This window comes from Candidatus Avelusimicrobium sp., assembly GCF_056976295.1.
The window spans coordinates 39,820-62,111 of sequence record NZ_DBMCTG010000010.1; the positions used below are offsets into that span (position 1 = coordinate 39,820).

Here is a 22,292-nt window from a genome sequence, read left to right on the forward strand (position 1 = left end):
TTTATGAAGAAACTTTTAACGCTTTGCACCGCCGCGCTTTTTGCGTGCGCTTGTGCGGGCACAATGAAATCCGCCGTCAAAAATGGTGCGATTGCCCCTGCCTTTAACGATACCCTTTTAGATAATAATTATCTGTGGGTGCGCGGATTTGGGGCCGCCAATCCCAATCACACAAGCGACTCCCAGCGGCGCATTATGAGCCGCGAGGCCGCCATCGCCCACGCCTACCAGCGGGCTACGGAAGTATTGTACGGAGCCAATTTGGAATCCAATGTGCAAGTGGTGGATGCCGTGTCCGTAGGCAGCACGATTGACTCGTCCGCCGAGGGCGTTATCCGCCAAATGGAACTTATTTCCACCGAATATATGGAAGACGGCGGCTGCGCCGTCATTATGCGCTTGGACAGAGCGCGCCTGAAAGCATCAGGGTTGGACCCGGAGGGCAAAAAATAATGAAGAAACTTTTATTTCTGCTGTTAGCCTGCACTTTTTTTGTATCGGCATGCGGCTCGCTTCGTATCGGCCCCAAAGGAGAAGGGGAATATGTGGAAGCCGAATCGTTGGTTCCTTATAATGAAAACAATTTAAGACAAATGAAAAAAGACGGTATTTTAGCCGCCCAAAAGTCTGCCGTGGAAAAGGTGGCGGGTGTATTTATTTCGTCGGCTACTACCGTGGACCAGGCGCAATTAGTGGAGGACAAAATCGTATCCAAAACCGCCGGTTTCATCCGTCGCAGCCACGTTACCAAATCGTACCGCAAAGGCGATGAATACTACACCAAAATTAAAGCCATGGTGCTGGTAAAAGACATTGGCGATATTATAAAACAATCCGAAGCCGATGCGTTTGCCAAAAAAACCAATATTTTGGTTACCTCCCGCGAAATGGTGGGCGACGACATCTCCCTTAAACAAGATTGCAAACAGGCTGTTTACCGCGCCTTAAAGAATCAACCCTTTGCCTTAATCAACGGCGACAATTTAAGCCAAAACAATATTGAAAACCCCAACTCGGTTATAGATAAAGCCCGTACCGAAGGCGCACGCTTTGTGATTGTGGCAGACGTAGAAACCAATCCTATCTCCGCCTTGCCCGGCACCGCTTCGCCTTTTAAATCGTACCGCGCGCGTGCGGCTATTAAAACCTTTGCCACCAATAACTATGCCGTAGTGGCAGAAGGGGCCGACCAACTAAGCGGTTTGGACCCCCTGGACGATATTGCGGCGCAAAAGTCTATTTCCGCCGCGTGCGAAGCCGCCGCCAAACGCCTGGTTGAACCTATTAATGCGGCTATCAATTCCGCCAAGGTATTTAATTTAACCGTCAAAGATGTAGGCAATATTGAACGCTTAAAACAGGTACAGGATATTTTAAAGGACCTGCGCGAAATTGAGGATTACAATTTGGTACGCTATGCCAACTCGGCGGCGCAATTTGAAGTATCGGCTAATATTGGCACACCGGAAGAATTAACCGCCAAAATTATCCGCAAATACAATATTAATTTTACGGTGGTTACCATTACACCCAATGCCATCGTGCTGAGTTTTAACTGATTATGCTGGCCAATGTATGCACCGGAGCCATTAAGGGGATAGAAGGCTTTGCGGTATCCGTAGAAGTGGATATCGCCCCCGGTATGCCTACCTTGGCCGTGGTCGGTCTGCCTGATGCCGAAGTGCGCGAAAGCAAGGAGCGCGTGGTAGCCGCCGTGCGCAACAGCGGGTTTGATTTCCCCACCAAACGCATTACCGTTAATTTAAGCCCCGCAGAATTGCGCAAAAGCGGCACACAATTTGATTTACCTATTGCCTTGGGCATCCTGGCGGCCAGCGAACAACTTTCGCCCGATGCCGCCGCCAAAATAAAAGACTTACTTGTATTGGGCGAACTGGCCTTGGACGGCTCTCTCCGGCCTTGCGCGGGTGTACTGCCAATGCTCATTTCTTGCAAGAAACTGGGTAAAACCGCTGTTATTCCCCCGCAAAACGTATTGGAAGGGCAAGTATCCGGCGCGCCGTTTATCACACCGCACACACTAAAAGAATTAGCCGGATATTTGGAAGGGAAACTGACCTTACAGGATGTAAAATTGTCCTATGTTCCCCAAGAGGAAGAAAGCCCCGTAGCGGAATTGGATTTCAGTGAAGTAAAGGGGCAGGCACTTGCCAAACGCGCCTTGGAAATCGCCGCCGCTGGCGGTCATAATGTGCTGATGATTGGCCTACCGGGCACAGGTAAAAGTATGCTCGCCAAACGCTTCCCGGGTATTTTACCGCCGCTAACGCAAGAAGAATCCTTAGAAATTACCAAAATTTACTCCATTTGCAACTTAATGGGCAAGAGCCGCCTTTTAACCCGTCGCCCGTTCCGGGACCCGCACCACACCATTTCGGACGTGGCTCTTATCGGCGGAGGCTCCACTCCGCGCCCGGGTGAAGTTTCGTTAGCGCACAATGGCGTTTTGTTTTTGGACGAATTTGCGGAATTTTCCCGTTCGTCCTTGGAAGTCTTGCGCGAGCCTTTGGAAAACGGCCGCGTAACCATTTCCCGCGCCAAGGAAACCGTTTCTTATCCGGCACGCTTTACGTTAATTGCGGCGATGAATCCCTGTCCCTGCGGGCACTTGGGCGATCCGATAAAGCCTTGCACCTGTTCGCCAATGCAGGTCAACCGTTATAAATCACGCATTTCAGGGCCGCTGTTAGACCGTATTGATTTAACCGTCAATTTAAATCCCGTTAAATATTCCGACTGGAATAAAAAGAGTGAGGGAGAAACCTCCGCCCAAATCCGAGAGCGCGTATTAAAGGCGCGCGAAATCCAGCGAAACCGCTTTAAAAACTCCGCCACAACGGCTAATGCCTTTATGACGCCCAAAGAAATTAAGGAATTTTGTTTGCTTCCTGCCGGTGCTGATGCCATCTTGGAAACCGCTATGCGCAAGTTTGGGCTAAGCGCACGCAGTTTAGATAAAATTTTAAAAACCGCGCGCACGATTGCCGACTTAGACGGCAAAGAAAATATTGAAGTCAAACATTTGGTAGAAGTAATGCAATACCGACCGTTGGACCGCAAAGGAGTGGCCGATATTTAATATGAATCCGTCCGTTTCCGCCGCCGAACGGCTGGCCAGAATCCGCCTAAATGCTTTTTTATTCTTCCGTGCCGATTGGCTGGAACGGCTGATTGAAATTTTCGGGTCTGCCGAGGAAATTTTGCGCCAAGATGCCCAAACCTTATCCCAAGAAGCCAATTTAAACCTTTCTACCGCAAACCATCTGTTGCAGGCCGCCTTTGCCTTGGACCCGCAAGAAGAGTGGGACAAAACAGCCGCTTTTGGCGGACATATTTTCGTGCCGGAAGATGAGGAATACCCGCAATCTTTAAAAAACATCAAAGAAGCCCCGCTCGTTATCTATGTACTGGGCAAACTCCCCCCGCCGGAACAAGCCTGCGTGGGGATGGTGGGTACGCGCAAAATCACCCCTTACGGTCGCCGCGCCGCCGCAAAACTGGCGGGAGATTTGACCGCTTGCGGGGTAACGGTTATCAGCGGACTGGCGCGGGGAGTGGACAGCGAGTGCCACGCCGCTGCCGTGCGCCTTAAAAAGCCGACCGTGGCCGTTATCGGTACCGGGGTGGGGCGTTGTTATCCGCCCGAAAACCGCGCTTTGGAAAAAGCCATTTTGGAACACGGCGGGGCCGTCATCAGCGAACTGCCGTTTAACCGCCCGCCCAATGCCTTTCATTTCCCGCGCAGAAACCGCATTATTGCCGCGCTGTCGCAACCGGTTGTAGTGGTAGAAGGCGAAATTAAGTCCGGCGCGCTGATTACCGCTAAACTCGCCCTGGAAATGGGCAAGGACGTTTTAGCCGTACCCGGCCCCATAGACAGTCCCCAGTCCGGCGGACCAAATAACCTAATAAAAGACGGGGCAGGGGTTGTAACCTCTGTTGCAGATATACTAGACTATATACCACAGCAACTGCGCTTCGGGCTAGACAGCCGCTTCTTTGAAAAGAAAGACGACTCCCCCCAAAAGCCGGAAGAAGATTTAACACCCCGGCAGCGCGCGGTAATGACCGCCGTAGGCGGCGGACAGGCCAGTTTGGACCAAATCGCCGAAGCAATAAATGCCGACGTGCCGGAAGCGGCCTCATTATTATTTGAATTGGAAGTAAAAGGATTTTTGGCCTGCGAAAACGGCCTGTACAGTAAAAGCAAATTTTAACACTTTATAAGGAAGTGAATTATGGCAAGCACCAATGTAAAAGGTAAAAAGTTGGTTATTGTGGAGTCTCCCACAAAACAGAAAACCATCAGCAAAATTCTAGGAAACGATTTTATTGTGCGCAGTTCCTTTGGGCACGTGCGCGATTTACCCTCCAAGGATATCGGTGTAGATATTGAACACGGCTTTAATCCCACTTATGTACCGGTGGAACGCGCCAAACGGCTGATTGCGGAACTGACCGCCGCCGCCAAAAATGCAAGCGAAATTTATCTCGCTACTGACCCTGACCGCGAGGGCGAAGCCATCGCGTGGCACTTAGTAGAACTGTTAAAACTCCCCAAAGACCGTTACCAACGTATTTTCTTTCACGAAATTACGCCGTCGGCCATTAAGGAATCTTTTGCGCACGCCCGCAAAATTGACGACAATCTCGTCAATGCCCAGCAGGCCCGCCGCATTTTGGACCGCATTGTGGGCTACAAATTATCCCCCCTCCTGTGGAAGAAAATCACCTCCGGCTTATCCGCCGGACGCGTGCAATCTGTGGCGGTGCGTTTGCTGGCTGAACGCGCCAAAGAAATAGCCGAATTTAAAGAACAGGAATACTGGACTATCGGCGCCCAGTTTGAAAAGCCCAACACCGCTCCGTCTTTTTGGGCGCGCGTAACCAAATGGCAGGGCAAAAATGTGGAACAAACCACCACTTATAAACTTTTCGCCGAAGATTATAAAGTTAAAACTACCGTTTTTGATAAGCCGGAAAAACTGGCCCCGCTTTCGGACCTGTTAAGAAAAGGCCCCAATGTGGTTGCCAAGGTGGAAAAGAAGGAGGTTAAGCAAAAGCCGAAACCACCCTTTATCACCAGTTCTATGCAGCAGGATGCCTACAACAAATTGGGATTCCCTTCCCAAAAAACAATGATGACGGCGCAACATCTCTACGAAGGCATTGAAATTTCCGGCCAGACTATCGGTCTTATTACCTATATGAGAACGGACTCCTTCAACGTCTCAAAACTGTTGCAGGAGCAAACCAAAAAGTTCATCGGCGAGAAATACGGCCCGGCTTTTGTTCCCGCCAAACAACCCGTTTACAAAAGCAAAGTAATGGGCGCACAGGAAGCCCACGAGGCTATCCACCCTACCGATGTGCGCCGCACTCCGCAGGCCATGAAGCCTTATTTAACAGCCGACCAGTACAAACTGTACGAACTGATTTGGCTGCGCTTTGTGGCAAGCCAAATGGCTGATGCTGTTTTTAATACTGTTTCCATTGATATCGCCTCCGGCGAAGAAAAACAATGCACGCTCCGCGCCAATGGCCGCACGGTCAAATTTCCGGGTTACTTATCCATTTATAAAGACCAGGATGATGAATCCTCCGGCGACGATACTGGCACCAGCGCTTTGCTGCCAGTGCTTGCTGAGGGCGACGAACTCAACTTGTTGGACCTTAAAACCAAAGACCATAAAACCACCCCGCCGCCGTGCTATAACGAAGCCAGTTTAATTAAAACGCTTGAAAAGCACGGCATCGGCCGTCCGTCCACCTACGCACCAACTATTAAAACGATTTTGGACCGCAAATATATTGCGCGCCAACCCAAAACCAGTAAACTGGTAGCCACGGACTTGGGTATTACGGTTACGGACAGTTTAAAAGATTTCTTTAAAGAAATTATGGACCTTTCCTATACTGCGGGAGTAGAAGAACAATTAGATAAAGTAGCCGAAGGCAGCCAAAAATGGGTAAATTTACTGTCTGATTTTTACGGCAATTTTAAACAGGAACTGACCGAGGCAGACAAAGGGATGCAACGCCCCGCCGCCAAAGAAACGGACGAAAAATGCCCGATTTGCGGAAAAATGATGCTTAAAAAGAGAAGCCGCTTCGGTGAATATCTGGTTTGCAGCGACCCGGAGTGCAAGGGCAAAATTAATTTGACTAGTTCCGGCGAAAAGGTCCAACCCGAAAAGACCGACGAAGTCTGCGACAAATGCGGTGCGCCAATGGTTATCCGCACGGGCAGAAGAGGCAAATTTTTGGCCTGTTCGGCTTACCCCAAGTGCAAAAATACATATTCCTTGGATGCCGAGGGCCACAAGGTGGCTTCCACAGGCCCGATTGTTACGGACCGCCTGTGCGAAAAATGTGGCAAGCCGATGGTTTTACGCACTTCCAAACGCGGGGAATTTTTAGGTTGCTCCGGTTACCCAAAATGCAAAACCATTGTAACGGTAACACCCGAGGAAATCGCACAGATTAAAGAGGCTCACGCGGCCAAAATGGCCCAAGCAAAGTAATGAGGTAAGCAATATTATGGAAGAGTGGATTAATGCGTTTTTAAAACGCTTGGAAAACAAAAATTTTTCGCTCCACACTATCCGTGCGTACCAGGCGGACTTGCAAGAGTTTTTGGCCTTTTTTAAAGCGCGGAAGCAAAATGACTTAAAATATTTTACTTCCGCAAATATCCGTTCTTTTTTAGCCGCATTACAAACACACGCGGACCCTGCGCGCAATACCGTTTTGCGCAAGATTGCGTCCCTGCGCAGTTTTGCGGCCTTTTTATTGGCGCAGGACAAATTGGAGCGCAATCCGTTCAAATTGTTGCCCGCACCCAAACGGCAAAAACTGTTGCCCAAATTTTTATCCTTAACGGAAACAGACCGCTTGTTAGACACCGCCGCCCACAGCAAACATTTTGCCGCGCGGGATAAGGCACTTTTTGAACTAATGTATTCCAGCGGTTTACGCCGTAGCGAAGTAACGGGCCTGCGCATAAAAGACGTGGACTATTTTAACGGGCTTGTTAAAGTGTTCGGTAAGGGGGCCAAGGAACGGTTAGTGCCGGTAACGGACGAAGCGTTAAATGCGTTAAAAATTTATTTGGCCCAGCGCAAAAATCCGCAGCCGGATGATGCGCTCTTTTTAAACAAAAACGGTAAACCGCTCACGGGCGACGGACTTGCGTATATTTTTAAAAATACGGCTATCCGGTCGCACTTGGCGCGTAAAGTTACTCCGCACAGTTTAAGGCACTCGTTTGCCACCCATTTGCTCAATAATGGCTGTGATTTAAGAAGTTTACAAGAAATGTTAGGACATAAAAGTTTAGCGGCTACGCAGGTTTATACCCACGTATCGCTTGAAAAATTAAAGAGCGTGTATAACCACGCGCACCCGGAAAGCAAGGAGAATTTATGATTGGCGTAGGCGTAGATATCGGCGGAACATTTGTTAAATTATTCGTAATGAACGAACACGGGGAAATCTTCCGTAAAGAAAAAGTTGAAACAGATTATTCCAAGGGTTCCAAAGGCTTTATTGCCCAAATCGGCGATTTTATTAACGGTATCCAAAAGGAATTTGCCGACCAGCGAGTGGCCGTAGCCGTGGGCGCGCCGGGAGACGTGGATAACCAAAACGGCGTGCTGCGCTACAACCCTAACTTAAAATTTAAAGACGTTGCCGACTGGCCGATGGCGGAACAACTGTTTAAACATACCGGCATCCGCCCCGTTATTGCTAATGACGCCACATTAGCCGCTTGGGGTGTGTACGAAGCCGATTTAAAACGCCAAGGAACAAATGTTTTAGTTGTTACGCTGGGAACGGGCGTAGGCGGCGGGATGATTATCAACAAAGAACTCTATCAAGGCTCCAATGGTACGGCGGGCGAAATCGGGCACACGAAAATTGCCGATTTAACCACCGGCCCCTTATGCGGGTGCGGGGCGCGCGGCTGTTTGGAAGCGTTTGTCGGCACGATTGGCATTAAACGCCGAGTCTATGAAGCAATTGTGGATTACCCCGATTCCATATTGGCAAAAATGGTAAAAGAAGAAAGTGATTTTAAAATAGAAATCGTTTCACGCGCCGCCGAAAAGGGCTGTAAGGCCGCTTTAAAAGTGTGGGAGGACACCGGGTATTACTTGGGTGTCGGCCTTTCCAACTTTATGCTGGTATTAGACGTAGATACTATTGTCCTGACAGGCGGTGTTTCCGGCGCGGCCAAATATTTTATGCCCGCAGTCAAACGCGTATTGGATGCCCAGCCGTTCAAAACGCCATTTAAACGTTTAAAACTGCTCGTATCGCAAAACCCCAATATAGGCGGAGTGGGAGCGGCCATGTATGCCATTTACCACGCCCAAAAAGAAAATTTACAATGAAACGCTTTTCTCTTTTCTTTCTGCTCGTTTGCTTGCATTATGCCGTTCCCGCGTGGGGCTTAGACAATGTTTTGCCCGCGCCGAACGACAAGGCCTTTGTCTATTTTACGGCCGATAAAGCCACCGTGGAACCTGATAGCAAAAAGGTAAATCTCTCCGGCAATGTAACCGTTATTCAAAAAACACAAGACGGTAAAAAACGTACCGTAACGGGTGAAAACATTTCACTGGACCAAGCCCATACACAAATTACATCTGTCGGCCCGATGAAGGTAGAGGACGGATTGGGCGGAGTATTGGAAGGAAATAACATTTCCGTCAATTATACAACCAAGGATTTTACCGCTGAAAATATTTCTACGGAATACCCCCCCTTGCGTATTCTGTCCGCCAAGGAAATTTCCTCGCAAAAAGGCAAACAAACCTTACGCGGGGCTACCGTAACTTGCTGTGATAAGGCCGACCCCCACTATACACTTTCCGTTGGGAAATTAACGGTTTCGCCGCAAAAGCGCGTGTTTGGCACTAATGCCGTACTGCGCTTGGACGGATTTCCCGTATTTTATCTGCCTGTATTTTGGCGTTCGCTGGACTCCAAAAAACCCTGGACCACTTATGTAGAGTTTACCCAAAGCAACAAAACAGGCTTTGGTATTATGACGTCCACCGTTTTCCAACCTTTTTTGCAACTGCGCCCAAAACTGAATTTGGACTACTATACCAAGTCTTCTTTTGGCTTTGGCGGCGAACTGACGGCTGTACAGTCTGACACCTTGCGCGGGAGTGCCGAAGCGTATTATATTAACGACAAAGCCGATAATGCCGATTTGGACCTTGCCAGCACAAAGCGCTGGGGGGTGCAGGGCGGTTACTGGTGGGAGATGTACGATTCCTCCGACCATTTCAACAACCCCACCGGCGCGTTATACCAGTTCCAGACGCAGTTCCGCACGGTGTCCGACCCGTATTTTTATGACACTTTCTTCCGCGGCAACCCCTATATCTTTATGCCGGACCAGGAAACAAACTTCTCCTTGGCGCGCCAAACCCGCCGTTCTACCCTGCGCGTGAGTTACCAACAAAAGGATATTTTTGATTGGAAGAAAAAAGAATTTATGGCGGAAAAACGCGTGCTGCCGGAAATCAAATATACCTTGCTGCCGTTTAATGACCCGTTGTTAAAGGCCGCGCACCGCTTGGAAATGGATTTTAACAACACCTCTACCTTGCAATACAAAAACGGTATCCCTAATGAAGAAGGCCCTTACCAGCGCCAAGCCCACGCCAAGTGGACAACCGAAAAGTCCCTGCGCCTTTCCCGCGCGCTGACGTTTACGCCGCAGGTATTTTACGACCAGACCGTTACGTTTTCCGATAAGCAGTATAAGAACGGCAAAGACGCCTGGGTGGGGCGAATCGGCACGGAACTCAATATGCAGACCCATACCTTTTTGGGGACCACAGATTTCGGTTATCAATTTACCAAACGCCTCTCCACCGGAACCATATCCTCTGACCAGATATCGCCCGATAAAGGTATTGAAAAGAACCGCCTGTATTTAACCAACTATTACCGCCCGACTTTCAATACCTATGTCCGCTTTAAAACCGGGTTTGACCTCTCCGATTACACATACAGTTTAAAAGACGGATTTGGTTATGAACAGAATTGGAACCACTTAAAATCCCGCGTGGAACCGTTCTTGTTGGAGTGGGGCTACAACTCGCCGGACGGCACAGTAAATTTCTTTGTGCAGGACCAATACGATTTGGAGGAAAAAAACGTCAGTTTTATCGCCCAGTCTAACTTTATCTATAAAAACCAATTAATCGGGCTTGGCCTTAACAATTTTGCTGACTATGTTGACCCCGGCTCCAAATATGAAACCAATGCAGACCGCTACACCGTTACTACTACCTGGGGCATCCGCCCTGCCAGCGGGAAATGGTTGGCGGATTTGGGGATTGATGCCGTATTGTTCCGGGGGAGTTTAGTCGGCTTCAATAAACTCGTCCGCGTATCGCGTGATTTTCACGACGCGCGTGTAGAATTTACCGTGCGCGACCGAAACAAAAACTTATCGTTTGCGTTCCGCATTAATATTTTGTGCGGGGGCGACAAACGCGCCCAAGCCCAACTGCCGGAAGACACCTATTGGTATCCGTGGCGCGGGCAGAGAGATTTAAGAGATTAAAAATGGCTAATCCGTTAATATATCACAAACAAGGTTGGATAGAAGTAATCTGCGGGTGTATGTTCTCCGGCAAGACGGAGGAACTCATCCGCCGCGTACGCATTGCGCTAATCGCCCGGCAAAAGGTACAATTGTTTAACTCCAAGATTGACACACGCTACGGCATTGACAGCATCACCAGTCATAACCAAAACAAAGTAGCGGCAACGTGTGTAAAATCTTCGGCCGAAATTTTGCCGCTCGTAGAAAAAGACACGCAGGTTGTTGCAATAGATGAGATTAATTTCTTTGATTTTGGTATTGTAGAAGTATGTAACAAACTGGCTAATGCGGGCAAGCGTGTGATTGTAGCCGGGCTGGATACCGACTATCGCGCCGAACCGTTTGAAGTAACGGCCGCACTTTTAGCACAGGCCGAATACGTTACTAAAAACCTGGCCGTCTGCACCAAATGCGGCAATCCGGCCAGTTTTACGCAACGTATCAGCAAAGACAAAAAGCGCATTGTAGTAGGCACTACGGATGCTTACCAAGCCCGTTGCCGCCGTTGCTACAAAAAACCGCGCAAATAAGGGATTTGGGGCCGTTAAACGCATTTTAAATGCAGGCGGCTTACATAAAAAGGAGAAAACTATGAACGCACCATATATTGGGTTCTGGAAACGCGCCGTCGCTTTTGTGATTGACGCTATTTTAGTTAGTATTCCGCCAGCCGTCATTTGTATTCCGTTGATGGTTTGGCAAGGTGTAAAAATCGGCCAAACCGGCGCTGATGCTCTCAGCGGGCCGGTTTTTATGTTGCTTGCCACTTATTTTTTGTACCAAGTGTTGGCTATGGTCTGCTATTGGCTGTATTTTGCTTTGTTGGAAAGCGGCGCCAAACAGGCTACTTTCGGCAAACGCATTATGGGCATTAAGGTAATCGGCAAAGACGGCGGGCGCATCGGTTTTGGACGTGCGACGGGCCGCACGTTTGCCAAAATTTTGTCTTATATTACCCTTTATATCGGCTATATTATGGCAGGGCTTACCAACCGCAAACGCGCGTTGCACGATTATATCGCGGAAACTTACGTCGTCCGTGCGGACTTTCAGCCCGGAGATGAACTGCCCGATACGCCGTCCCACCCGTGGTGGCTGGCTATTATCAGCCTTTTGCTGATTGTGGGGATGGGTTCCTTGATGTTGCTTGGGTTGTTAGCGCAGGAAAATCCTGCCACCAAAGCAGGGCAAGCCGTTATTATGATGCAGGCCTTTGACGAAGATGCCGAAATGGAAGATATGGAAATCAACGATATCTGGTACTCCCAAGACAAAGACGGCGTTAGAGCCACCTTTGAAAACGGTGATGACTCTTACACCCTCTTTTTGCCCAAAGGCTCCAAAGAGGTTTGCTGCGAGGATTACCCCAACGCCGATTGCGAGGAAACGGGACTTTCCGTCTGTAAGTAATAAATATTTGCTGTGATATAACCGCTCCCGGCTCTTTGGCTGGGGGCGGTTTTTTTGTACCAATAAAAAACCCCGGGCTGGCGTGGCTCCGGGGCTTTGGATTATTTTCCAACCAAATTAAAAACTCCAATGGGGTGTAAAAGAGTCGCCTTTTAAGTCCGCAAGCAGGTGCGGCGCGCTGCCGTCCATATCCATCATATACAACTGGCGTTTTCCGTTGCGCGTGGTGGTAAAAGCAATAAAGCGTCCGTCGGGAGACCACGTCGGGTCCTCGTTGGAACCGGCGTCGGTAGTCAGGCGGCGGATTTGCGTGCCGGTTAAGTCCACCAAAAAGATATCCATCGGGTGATAGGGCGATTCGCGCCCCGTGAAAACAATCCACTCCCCGGTAGGCGACCATTGGGGGCTGTCGGACCAGTTAAAGGTTTTCGTCAAGGGACGGGTTTCGCCGGTGGCGAGTTCCATTACATAAATCTGCGGATTGCCCGCGCGGTTAGATACAAAAGTAATATACTTTCCGTCGGGTGAATAGGACGGGGAACCGTCCACCGATGCCTTGTTGGTAATGCGGGTTTTGGAGTGCGTTTCCAAATTATAAATATAAATGCTTGGGTTCGTCCCGCCGGAACTGGTAAAGGCCAGGGCCTTTCCGTCGGGGGAAACACCACCGATAAGCGACAACCCGCCTCGGATAATCACCGGGGCAATTTTCCCAGCGCGCAAGTCAATCGCAAAAATATCCGGGTTTTTATATTTATAAGTAGTGTAGAAGATTTTGCCGTCCTTAGACCAACGGGGCAAAATAGCAATACTTTTATCGTTTGTCAATTTTTGTAAATTTTCGCCGTCATAATCTACCACATAAATTTCTTTGTGGCGGGTAGAATTATTGGCAAAAGCAATTTTGGTATCGGCGATACCGCGCTTTCCCATTAAAGCGGCAACAATTTGGTCCGAAGCGATATGTGCCAGCCTGCGCAGACTGCTTTCAGTGCCTTTAAAAGCCTTGGCAAATACGGCGGTGCGGGTAGAAATATCGTAAACGTAAATTTTAATCGTAAAATACGGTGCCGCATAGGTAATATCACCCGCCAATAAATAACTGGCGTGGGCTGCGCCCCATTGGTTTAACTGTTGGCTTAAATGTTGGGAATTAAAGGCCGGTCCGTCCTCTGTAACGTCAAAATAGCGTGCAAACAACAAATCTGCACGCATTACGTCGTGCACCAATACGGCGGCCGGCTGGGCCTTTTCATCTGTAAAGCGGAAAGGCGGCATACCGATAGCGGGCAAGCGTTTATCCCCCACCGAGGTAATACCGATATACACATCCGTCTTGGGCTGGGCCGCTATTACGCGCCCGGCAAAAGAAATAAGAACCCCTGCAATAAGTAAAAGGGAAAACAGTTTTTTCATCATAGGAATAAAAGGCACCGCGTGTTACACGCTTTTATTTGATTTTAGCCAACTCGGCTTTGGCTTTTTTAGCCTCGGGAGAAGCCGGGAAATCTTGCACAACGGAGGATAAATAGCGTTTGGCTTCGTCTTTTTTGCCAAGAGGCACAATGGACAGCGCATATTTCAAACGCGCCGACGGAATGAACTTGCTTTTGGGAAATTTTTGCAACAAAGTAGCATAGGCTACTGCGCCGGATTTTGTCTGCCCGGCAGCAATATACGCATCCCCCATATACATATAGGCTTGTTCAACATTTTCGCTGTCCGGATATTTGGAAGTATAGAGTTTAAAGCCCATAGCGGCCGGTTCGTAAGCGCCTTTATCCAAATGGCTTTTTGCTTCGGCAAATAAATCCGAGGGCAACAAGGCTGCGGGCTGGGCGGTTTGCGCTTTTTCCGCCTGGGCGGCAGGCGCCGTGCGGACAGAAACGGACAAATCGTCCAATTTTGCCGACAACTTGTTAATTTGTGCATCTACCTGGGCCAAATTTTCGTTGGAAGCGGACAAATTGCTATTGAGTTCGTCCATTTTCCCGGCGAGTTCGGCCTGGTTAGACTGCATTTGCACAATCGTAGCGTTGAGTTCCTGCAACTGCAATTTGAGCGTACTCATATCCCGCTCGCTGGCGATGCAGCCGGACAATAAAAAGCCCGAACCTGCCATAAAAAGTAGTTTTGTAACATTTTTCATTTTGGGTCCGGGCTCCTTATTCAAAACAAGCAATTAGTTGACTTTCAGCAACGTATCGGCTCTGCGGTTTTGCGCCCAGCAGGACTGGGTGGCTTCGTAGCAGACCGGTTTTTCTTCGCCGTAAGATACGGTGGTAATGTTAGCGGCGGGAATACCGAGGCGCACATAATACGCTTTCACTTCGTCGGCGCGTTTTTGGCCGAGGGCAATGTTGTAAGCGATAGTGCCTCTGTCGTCGCAGTTACCTTCTACGGTTACTTGGTAGGAAGCGGCAGACGCGGCGGCTTTAATGGCTTTCACGTTGGCTTCTACAATTTTGCGGGCATCGGAGGACAGATTGTATTTGTCCAAAGCGAAATGCACCACACCCAAAGAAACTTCCTGGGCGGGAACTTCCGTTACCGTTTCGGTTTCTTCAATTACCATTTCGGTACCGGCACCGGCAGTCAGGTCGGCATTGGCGTCATCTTTTACGTTCTTTTTGCAGGCGGTCAAGCCGGCGGCCAAGGCCAGAACCAAAACAACTCTGAGTAAGTTTTTCATTTCTTTCTCCTAATAGGTATTTACTTCTACACATAAATAATAGCAACTTTTAAACCCCCGGGTCAAACAAAATTCCCCCTCTTGCGCGCTATATTTATGGTTGTTTTTATGGTAGCGTTTTACGCGCCTTTTGGCACGGATTGTTTTGGGTTAGTTGGTGCGCGGGTTCTTAGGAAAAGCCTACACAGAAAAAGCCGGCCCGGGAAAGGGGCCGGCTTTTTAAACTTTTTAAGGCGGATACTTACGCGAGCAATTTGCCTAACAACTGGCTGATAATGCGCGGGTTGGCCTTGCCTTTGCTGAGTTTCATCACTCCGCCCACCAATGCACCGATAGCGGCCTTGTTGCCTTTTTTATAGTCCGCCACGGCTTTGGGGTTGGCCTCAATGGCGGCCTTGGCCCAAGCCTCTAATTGGCCTTCGTCACTCACTTGCACCATACCGCGTTTTTGCACCACGGCGGCCGGGGCTTCGCCTGTTTTCCAAATTTCGTCAAACACATCGCGGCCCTGTTTGCGGTTAATTTTTCCGCTTTCCACCAGTTCCAACAGTTCCGCCAAGCGGGCTGCCGGAATAGGAGAATCTTGGATTTCCTTCTTTTCGGCATTTAATACACCTAATAAATCCGTTTGAATCCAGTTGGAAGCCGTCTTTAAAGATACTTTTCCGCCCTTTACCACTTCTTCAAAATAAGCGGCAATTTCGCGGGAACTTGTCAGTACACCCGCATCATAAGCGGACAAACCCGCCTTCATAAAGCGCGCTTCCTTGGCGGCCGGCAGTTCGGGCATATTAGCCTTTACGTTTTCCAGCCAGTCGTGCTGTAACACCACCGGCGGCAAATCCGGCTCCGGAAAATAGCGGTAATCAAGCGCGTCCTCTTTGGAACGCATCGGCTTGGTAACCAATTCTTCTTTATCCCACAGACGGGTTTCCTGCTTTACCTGTCCGCCCGCGTTCAAAAGTTCCGTCTGGCGGTTAATTTCGTAGTTAAGCGCATCGCGAACGGCTTTAAACGAGTTTAAATTTTTGATTTCCGCGCGCGTGCCGAATTTTTCCTGCCCTTTGGGGCGCAAGGAAATGTTTACGTCCACACGCAATTCGCCTTTTTCCATATCGCAGTTAGAAGCACCTACCCAGCGCATCAAGCGTTTGATTTCGGTTAAATAAGCATATGCTTCGTCCGGCGAGCGCAAATCGGGCATAGACACGATTTCCAAAAGCGGGCAACCTGCACGGTTATAGTCCACTAAGGAGTGGTCTGCAAAGTGGGAAGATTTGGCGGCATCCTCTTCCAAGTGTGCGTGGTGAATACCGATGCGCTTTTTCTGTAAATTTTCTTTGGGGCCGAACGTAATTTCAATATAGCCTGCGCCGTTAATCGGTTCTTCGTTTTGGGTAATCTGGTAACCTTTGGGCAAATCAGGGTAAAAATAATGTTTGCGCGAAAACGAAGAAGTCTCGTTCGTTTTGCAATTCATACTCAGCCCGGCGCGTACCGCCAGTTCCAAGGCACCCTCCGTTAACACAGGCAACACGCCCGGATGCCCGGCACAAACGGGACAAATAGCGGTGTTAGGCTTCGTATCATCTCCCACACCGTTGGGGCAAGAACAAAACAACTTGGTTTTGCTTCCGAGTTGGACGTGTATTTCCAACCCGATAACAGGTTCAAATTCAGTATTCACGATAATCTCTCCTAAATTATTATAATATCAAATATGGTTCATCTTTTTAAGCCCACTTCTTATTCTTTCGGAGCCGCGCTGGCTGTGGGGGCCACGCTGGCGTGGAAACTGGTATCGTTTGCCAACGCGCTTTTAATTGCGCTCTACTTCGGTGCGGGCAAAACGACAGACGTTTATTTTTACCTCATTATGATAATGGGCTTCGGCCTGACGTTTTTACAGCGGATGAACGCCGCCGTCATTATCCCGGAAGCAATGGCGCAAGACACCCAAACGCCCAACGGCGGGAGGGCGCTTTTAAATGTCTTTTTATATTTTTATATTTTGCTGGCTGTTTTATTAACGGCGGCAGGTTTTTGCTGTCCGGTGGCTCTTGGCAAACTGCTTTCCCGTTTTGACCTAGCCCAACTGACCGCAGAACGCGGACTGATTTCGCTTGGCTTTTTATTATTCGGTCTGCAACTGTTGGTGGCCTATTTGACCGCGGTTTTGGAAATGTACCGCCGCTTTACGTCCGCCCTTTTCACCCCGTTAAATGCCCTGCTGCCTCTTGTTTGTCTGCTGTGTTGGGGGCGCACTTGCGGTGTAGTGAGTATGATATACGGTTTTTTGGCGGCCAATGCGGTGCAAGCGGCTGTTTTTTTGTGTGTGCTAAAAAAGGAACTGCACTGGTCTTTTACCGCGTGGGGCACAAGCGGGTGGCACAAAAAACTGACGGCAAACCTCGTTAGCAACCAAGCCATTGAACTGGCGAACATTATCAGCAGCGTTCTTCCGCTCTATTTATTAAGCGGCCTTTCCGCAGGAATGGTAAGCGCGCTGAACTATGCGCGCCAACTGGCAGATTCTCCAACCGAAATTTTTACGCTCCGCGTTACCAATGTTTCCAAAATCCAACTGACTGAAAGTGCCGCACAAAAAAATTGGACCCAACTAAACCGGGATTTTCTAATGACCCAGCACTTTGTGCTTTTTTTGCTTACGCCGCTAGCGGTATTTACCTGCTTTTACGCGCCGGAGATTATTTCTCTTTTCTTTGAGCGCGGAAATTTCATGCCGCAAGACGCCCACAGCGCCGCCAACTTTCTGCGCCCGTTAATGGCAATGATGTGGTTTATGGGGCCGATTTTAATGCAAAACAATGTGGTGGCGGCGGGAAGAAAGGTAAAGGAAAGTCTGCCCTATGCCCTCACGGGAATTATTTTATTTATTGTGTTGATTCCGGTTACGATGCAGATATTTGGGGCGTATGCGTATCCTTACACGCAAGCGGGGTGCTGTACGGTAAGTTTATTTATTAATTATTTACTCTTTAAAAAGCATTTTCCGCAAGTAGAGTATATCTATTCCCTGCGTGCGGCGGCGCGCTTGACAGCCGTCAATATTTTGGCCCTTTTTCCCTCGGCCTTATATGCGCTTTTCGGGCCGCGCACCAATACTTTTTTTACGCTTCTTTTCGGCGGGCTTATCTTTTTAGGAACGCTTTGGTTTTTGGTCCGCAAAAGCGGCGATTGGGATATATTTACACGACAATTTAAAAACCGCTTTTAGTTGGCCAACAATTTTTTAAGCGCTTTTAGTACCTCTTGTGCGCGCACGGCTTCGGTACAAGGGGCCGCCTTATGCCCCAGCGGGCAAGCAAACATCCAATCGGGCGTACTCCACATACAGCCGCCACACGGTCCGGAGGCCAAATTAATATTTTTAGCATAGCCGAAAAATTCCCGGTTCGTCGGACCAAAAATCACGACACTTTTTACGTCTAAATACTGGGCCAGTTGCACAAGTCCGCTCTCCGTATCAATATGCGCTTTGGCTCCTTGCAAGATGGACGGGACATCCAAAAGTGTTGTTTTACCCACCAGGTTAAAATCGGCTTCTTCGTACACCGGGCTGTTTTTTCCTCCCAGTTGCACGAGTTTAATTTGGGGAAATGCACGCTTAAACAAGCGGAAAAATTCGCACCAGCGCACCGCCGGCCAAGCACGCGTGGGGCGGTTGTTCCCCACCGTTTGCGCAGAACTGGTGCCGTCGTGAAACGTAACATAGGACACACCGGACAAACCGTATTTTTCCAAAATTTTAGTTTCCGTTTTTAACCGGCGCGTTTCTTCGTGCGGCAAGGCAAGCCCGCCCGTATAGGAGAGCAAATCAAACCGCCGCCCGCCCGAGGCATATAGCCAACGGCCCAGAGCGGCTTCCGTCAAAAATGGGTCTTCAAGCAGTTCTCCTAAATTTTTTTGGGCTTCCTGCGCGCGCTCAAATGCCGGGAGGAAAGTGGGAGCCAAGCGACCGATACGCGCCGCATCTGCGTACCAGAATTTGGCCGTCAAACACACCTGAACGGATAAATCATAATCCGCCCAACGGATGTTACCATCTGTCAAAATAGTCGTTTTTTTGTCGGCCCCGAACAGCGTTTGGGCTACATCCGGCAGTTGGGCATAAATAAAAAATTCCGCGTGGGGCATTTGCTCCCGGTAGGCCAGCACCAACCGCCGCGCACAAGCCCCGTCGCCCAGGCCTCCGGCTAACCAAAACAGTACGTGCAACTTATCGCCCGGTTGAACCGTGCGTCCGCCGGGGCGGTATTTAGCGAGCCAATTTTTTTTGACCCGGCTCCATTTCATCGCCCAGCGAACTACGCGGCTATCCCTTCCGCGTAAATTAAGCATCTGTTTTACGTCCAACAAACCGATTTTAATATGCGGCTCTTCAAAATTCATTTTACGGCTTCCTTACATAATTTTTCGTAGGCATCCAAATAGTTCGCAAGCGAAAAACGCTCCGTTACCAACTTTGCCTGCGCCCCGAAGGCGGCCCGCATTTCTTCATCCGCCATCAGTTCGGCAAGTTTAGCAGCCAGTTGGTCGGTATGGTTTTGCTTGACCAAAAAGCCGTCTGTGCCGTTACGGATAATCACATCCGGTCCGGTGCAGGAAAAACTGACCGCCGGCAGCCCCGCCGCCATTGCTTCCAATAATACCATTGGAAACCCTTCTGCGCGGGAAGACATTGCATATAAGTCCGCGTGTTGGTAAACGGACGCCAAGCCTTTTATGGGCGGAACAAATTGCACACCGGCCTGTACATCAAGCGTATCAGCCAGCCCCTTTAATTCCGCTTCGTCCGGGCCGCCGCCAATTAAGCACAAACGCCAGTTCGGAAAATCATCGCATATGCGCCGCCAAGCCTGCAACAAGCGGTCAAACCCTTTTTGTTTAACCAAGCGGCCCACAGCAAGCACATATTTTTTATCGGGCTCTAAAAACGCGGGTCGCGGATATTTTTGCATATCTGCGGGCATTGCGGGATTATAAACCACGCTAGCGCGCCATTTGGGAAAATACATTGCCAAAAACTTGCGGTCCCGCTCTGATAATATGGTTACACGGCTGGCGCGCGCTAATAAAAAATTACGCAAAATCTGCCACTTACGCGAATATTCCAAGTGCCGCACGTCCAAATGGTCTGCATAAATATACGGAACGCGTAAGAGCCAACAGGCGGCTAACACGCTAATTGTCATAAAACTAATGACCACATCCGGGCGCGTATCGGCCACCGCGCGCATTAAACGCCACAAGCGGGGAAAACTGCCCCAAAATCCGGACTCTTTAAATGCGCCCAAATGCTCCCGCACGCGCAGCACAGAAGCAGGAGTTTGGTAAAAATCCGGCACGGCATCATCCAATGTCAGCAGCGTTACCTGATGACCCCGCGAGGCAAGCCCCGCGCACAAATACGTCATTACGCGCTCTGCTCCACCGCCGCCCAAGGTTCCTATCACACAAGTAATCCGCAAGATAAACTCCTTATAAAAAGCCCGGCCTTAAAACCGCCGGGCACAAATTAATAAAGCAACTGCGCAAACGCACAGACAAAATCTTCAAACGGATATTTGTCTTTTAGTTTGCTGGCTTCCACGGCCAGGCCTACACGCTTGCCCCAATTTACCATTAACTCATCCAGAGCAATCGTAAACGGCTCTTCCTCGCCCACGTTGACGATAAGGCCGTTAATACCGTTGGACACCAACGCTGTAACAGGGGCTGACTCGCACGCCACGCACGGAAGTTTACTCGCCATAGCGTCTAGCAAGATATCGGCTTCCGCCGGATTCAAGGCCGGGTAGGCAAAAATATCTGCGTTGCGCAACAGGCTATACACATCCGTTTGCGCGGGCACAATTTCGGTACTGGCCTGCAAATGGTTTTTGGTAATAAATTTTTGTAAGGCCGTCTTTCCTGTACCGTCGCCCACAATCGTTAAGTGCCAGGTGGTATGCGCCGGAGCCAAGCGCGCCCAAGTTTTCAGTAAGTTATCAAAACCGCTTTCCTTCACCAATTTGCCCACAGCCACAATGTTATTTTCCTTTTTAAAACAGGCGGGCTTGTTATAATTATAATGTTCCACCCATACGGCAGGATTGGTAACTTCGCACACTTTCAGGCCGGAATAAGTTTTTTTATTAAGAGGCTTATCCGAGGTTTTAATAACAAAAACCTGTTTGGCTTTTTTGAGCAAACTCTTTTTGTCTTTGGACGGCTTATCCTCTTTAAAACTCTCGTTTTCGGCATAAGCAAACGGCAGCCCCGCTTCTTGCGCCGCCGCACAGCCGGACAAATTCATAAAAGAAATAACAAAATCGGCGTGTTCTTTTTTAAGCGTGTTTGCCAAGGTTTTTGGCTTGGCTGATGCGGCATATTCATAAACGGGCAAACCCGTACTGGTTTTCAACTTCCCCTTTACGCAGGCTAACGAAACCTTAAACCCTTTTTGCTGTAATTCTTCCCCTAATTTTACCCCCAGGCGGGTGGCGGTAAAATGCTTATTTCCGCCAATAAAAATAAATACGTTCATTTTTTCCTCCTAACATAAACCCTATATGCAATTCTTTTCTATTGTACATAAAAAATGAGCATAAAAAAACCGCCCGGAAAGGGCGGTAATCATAAAAAACATTGCGGGGACTGGATTTGAACCAGTGATCTCAAGGTTATGGGCCTTGCGAGATACCAGGCTTCTCTACCCCGCAATGTTATTATAACACTTTGGGACAAGAAATGCAAATATGTGTAAGGTTATCTTAAAAAAGATTATTTAACGATTAGGCAATACATAGCGGGCCTTACTTTGCCAATCATCCCAATATACCCCACCCAAATCTTGGCAGATTTTTTTACCAATTTCCTTTCGCGGATCGCTATTAGGCACGTGACACAAAAGGAGATAAGAAAGGCCACTCTGTCCGTTCCAGTTCATTCCAAAGTGGACGGGATTTCCATTCTCTCCCCTGTTTCCGCACCCCAATTCTGAACAAAACCACTGAACCTGATTTCCAACTTTTTTCTTTGGAATAGTAATTATCAAATCATCAATATCTTTTGCGAAGAAGCCATTGGCCAGATAATATTCTTTTTGTCCCTCTTCTATTTTGCGTAAGATGAGGTAATCTTCCATTGCTTTGCTTTTTAAAACTACTTTTTGATATTGAGGTAGCGCCACCGCCGCCAAAATACCAATAATGAGAACGACGACTAATAGTTCAATAAGGGTAAAGCCTGCACTTGCCGTGCGACCACTTGTGCTAGTGGCGTCATTCCCGAGTGTTTTAGTCGGGAATCTGCCGTTAGTTGTTGTCGCCCTCTTACAAAACAACAGATCCTGGACTACGACTTTCCAGGATGACGACAAGAATAAAGTATTCATAAAATCTTTCACTTTTCCTCCTTTTTAAGGCCTTTATATTTAAGCAAAACGGCCTTTTATACGCGTTTTTATACGGCGGATACATCCGGGTACGACCACCGCAATTTATCAAAATTTTAACAAAAAAAAAAAACGAA

19 protein-coding genes and 1 tRNA gene are annotated in these 22,292 nt (G+C 48.8%); 11 read left to right on the plus strand and 9 right to left on the minus strand.

The annotated features are described in order from the left end of the window. The first annotated feature begins 3 nt into the window (after window positions 1-3). The 10 genes from ACZOTW_RS05495 to ACZOTW_RS05540 all read left to right on the plus strand — a co-directional run bounded on the left by ACZOTW_RS05495 (window position 4) and on the right by ACZOTW_RS05540 (window position 12,064). Window positions 4-453 carry a hypothetical protein gene (locus ACZOTW_RS05495; protein ID WP_177748514.1) on the plus strand — a complete coding sequence of 150 codons (450 nt, stop codon included), beginning with the start codon at window positions 4-6 and terminating at the stop codon, window positions 451-453. Then, entirely contained in the window at window positions 453-1,559 is a 1,107-nt protein-coding gene (locus ACZOTW_RS05500; RefSeq protein ID WP_177748512.1) for a hypothetical protein, read from the plus strand. Before ACZOTW_RS05495 ends, ACZOTW_RS05500 begins: the two co-directional genes overlap by 1 nt. A 2-nt stretch (window positions 1,560-1,561) precedes the next feature. Next, entirely contained in the window at window positions 1,562-3,100 is a 1,539-nt protein-coding gene (locus tag ACZOTW_RS05505; protein ID WP_483997697.1) for a YifB family Mg chelatase-like AAA ATPase, read from the plus strand. A 1-nt stretch (window position 3,101) separates the two neighbouring features. After that, window positions 3,102-4,238, plus strand: a complete 1,137-nt coding sequence (dprA, locus tag ACZOTW_RS05510) for a DNA-processing protein DprA (protein WP_483997698.1) — start codon at window positions 3,102-3,104, stop codon at window positions 4,236-4,238. 21 nt (window positions 4,239-4,259) lie between these two features. Then, window positions 4,260-6,545, plus strand: a complete 2,286-nt coding sequence (gene topA / locus ACZOTW_RS05515) for a type I DNA topoisomerase (protein ID WP_177748506.1) — start codon at window positions 4,260-4,262, stop codon at window positions 6,543-6,545. A gap of 16 nt (window positions 6,546-6,561) precedes the next feature. Then, window positions 6,562-7,449: a site-specific tyrosine recombinase/integron integrase gene (xerA, locus tag ACZOTW_RS05520; protein ID WP_428037647.1), complete on the plus strand. Its 888-nt coding sequence runs from the start codon at window positions 6,562-6,564 to the stop codon at window positions 7,447-7,449. Continuing rightward, on the plus strand, window positions 7,446-8,417 hold the full coding sequence (locus ACZOTW_RS05525) for an ROK family protein (RefSeq protein WP_177748502.1): 972 nt from the start codon (window positions 7,446-7,448) through the stop codon (window positions 8,415-8,417). The genes xerA and ACZOTW_RS05525 overlap by 4 nt, the downstream gene beginning before the upstream one ends. Beyond that, on the plus strand, window positions 8,414-10,612 hold the full coding sequence (lptC, locus tag ACZOTW_RS05530; RefSeq protein WP_483997699.1) for an LPS export ABC transporter periplasmic protein LptC: 2,199 nt from the start codon (window positions 8,414-8,416) through the stop codon (window positions 10,610-10,612). Before ACZOTW_RS05525 ends, lptC begins: the two co-directional genes overlap by 4 nt. A gap of 2 nt (window positions 10,613-10,614) precedes the next feature. Then, entirely contained in the window at window positions 10,615-11,184 is a 570-nt protein-coding gene (locus tag ACZOTW_RS05535; RefSeq protein WP_428046809.1) for a thymidine kinase, read from the plus strand. Between the two features lie 61 nt (window positions 11,185-11,245). Beyond that, complete coding sequence (locus tag ACZOTW_RS05540; RefSeq protein WP_483997700.1) at window positions 11,246-12,064, plus strand: RDD family protein; 819 nt, start codon at window positions 11,246-11,248, stop codon at window positions 12,062-12,064. A gap of 117 nt (window positions 12,065-12,181) precedes the next feature. On the opposite strand, the gene ACZOTW_RS05545 is transcribed toward ACZOTW_RS05540, so the two are convergent. The 4 genes from ACZOTW_RS05545 to gatB all read right to left on the minus strand — a co-directional run bounded on the left by ACZOTW_RS05545 (window position 12,182) and on the right by gatB (window position 16,443). Next, on the minus strand, window positions 12,182-13,483 hold the full coding sequence (locus ACZOTW_RS05545) for a DUF5050 domain-containing protein (RefSeq protein ID WP_428045476.1): 1,302 nt from the start codon (window positions 13,481-13,483) through the stop codon (window positions 12,182-12,184). A gap of 31 nt (window positions 13,484-13,514) precedes the next feature. After that, window positions 13,515-14,213 (minus strand): tetratricopeptide repeat protein, encoded by a 699-nt coding sequence (locus ACZOTW_RS05550; protein WP_428045127.1) that lies wholly within the window; start codon window positions 14,211-14,213, stop codon window positions 13,515-13,517. Window positions 14,214-14,246: 33 nt separating this feature from the next. Further along, on the minus strand, window positions 14,247-14,756 hold the full coding sequence (locus ACZOTW_RS05555; protein ID WP_177748491.1) for an OmpA family protein: 510 nt from the start codon (window positions 14,754-14,756) through the stop codon (window positions 14,247-14,249). Window positions 14,757-14,997: 241 nt separating this feature from the next. Continuing rightward, window positions 14,998-16,443 carry an Asp-tRNA(Asn)/Glu-tRNA(Gln) amidotransferase subunit GatB gene (gene gatB / locus ACZOTW_RS05560; RefSeq protein WP_428042593.1) on the minus strand — a complete coding sequence of 482 codons (1,446 nt, stop codon included), beginning with the start codon at window positions 16,441-16,443 and terminating at the stop codon, window positions 14,998-15,000. A 33-nt stretch (window positions 16,444-16,476) separates the two neighbouring features. Between gatB and ACZOTW_RS05565 the strand changes: the two genes are divergently transcribed. After that, complete coding sequence (locus tag ACZOTW_RS05565) at window positions 16,477-17,994, plus strand: lipid II flippase MurJ (protein WP_483997701.1); 1,518 nt, start codon at window positions 16,477-16,479, stop codon at window positions 17,992-17,994. On the opposite strand, the gene ACZOTW_RS05570 is transcribed toward ACZOTW_RS05565, so the two are convergent. The 5 genes from ACZOTW_RS05570 to ACZOTW_RS05590 form a co-directional block, all read right to left on the minus strand. Continuing rightward, window positions 17,991-19,169: a glycosyltransferase family 9 protein gene (locus ACZOTW_RS05570; RefSeq protein WP_483997702.1), complete on the minus strand. Its 1,179-nt coding sequence runs from the start codon at window positions 19,167-19,169 to the stop codon at window positions 17,991-17,993. The two genes, ACZOTW_RS05565 and ACZOTW_RS05570, sit on opposite strands and share 4 nt — an antisense overlap. After that, a complete protein-coding gene (locus tag ACZOTW_RS05575; protein WP_483997703.1) occupies window positions 19,166-20,233 on the minus strand; it encodes a glycosyltransferase family 4 protein in 1,068 nt (355 codons plus the stop codon). Before ACZOTW_RS05575 ends, ACZOTW_RS05570 begins: the two co-directional genes overlap by 4 nt. Before the next feature lie 62 nt (window positions 20,234-20,295). After that, a complete protein-coding gene (locus ACZOTW_RS05580; protein ID WP_483997704.1) occupies window positions 20,296-21,306 on the minus strand; it encodes a glycosyltransferase in 1,011 nt (336 codons plus the stop codon). Window positions 21,307-21,407: 101 nt separating this feature from the next. Further along, a tRNA-Met gene (locus ACZOTW_RS05585) sits at window positions 21,408-21,481 on the minus strand. A gap of 65 nt (window positions 21,482-21,546) precedes the next feature. Beyond that, window positions 21,547-22,167, minus strand: a complete 621-nt coding sequence (locus ACZOTW_RS05590) for a type IV pilin protein (RefSeq protein ID WP_483997705.1) — start codon at window positions 22,165-22,167, stop codon at window positions 21,547-21,549. Between the last annotated feature and the right edge of the window lie 125 nt (window positions 22,168-22,292).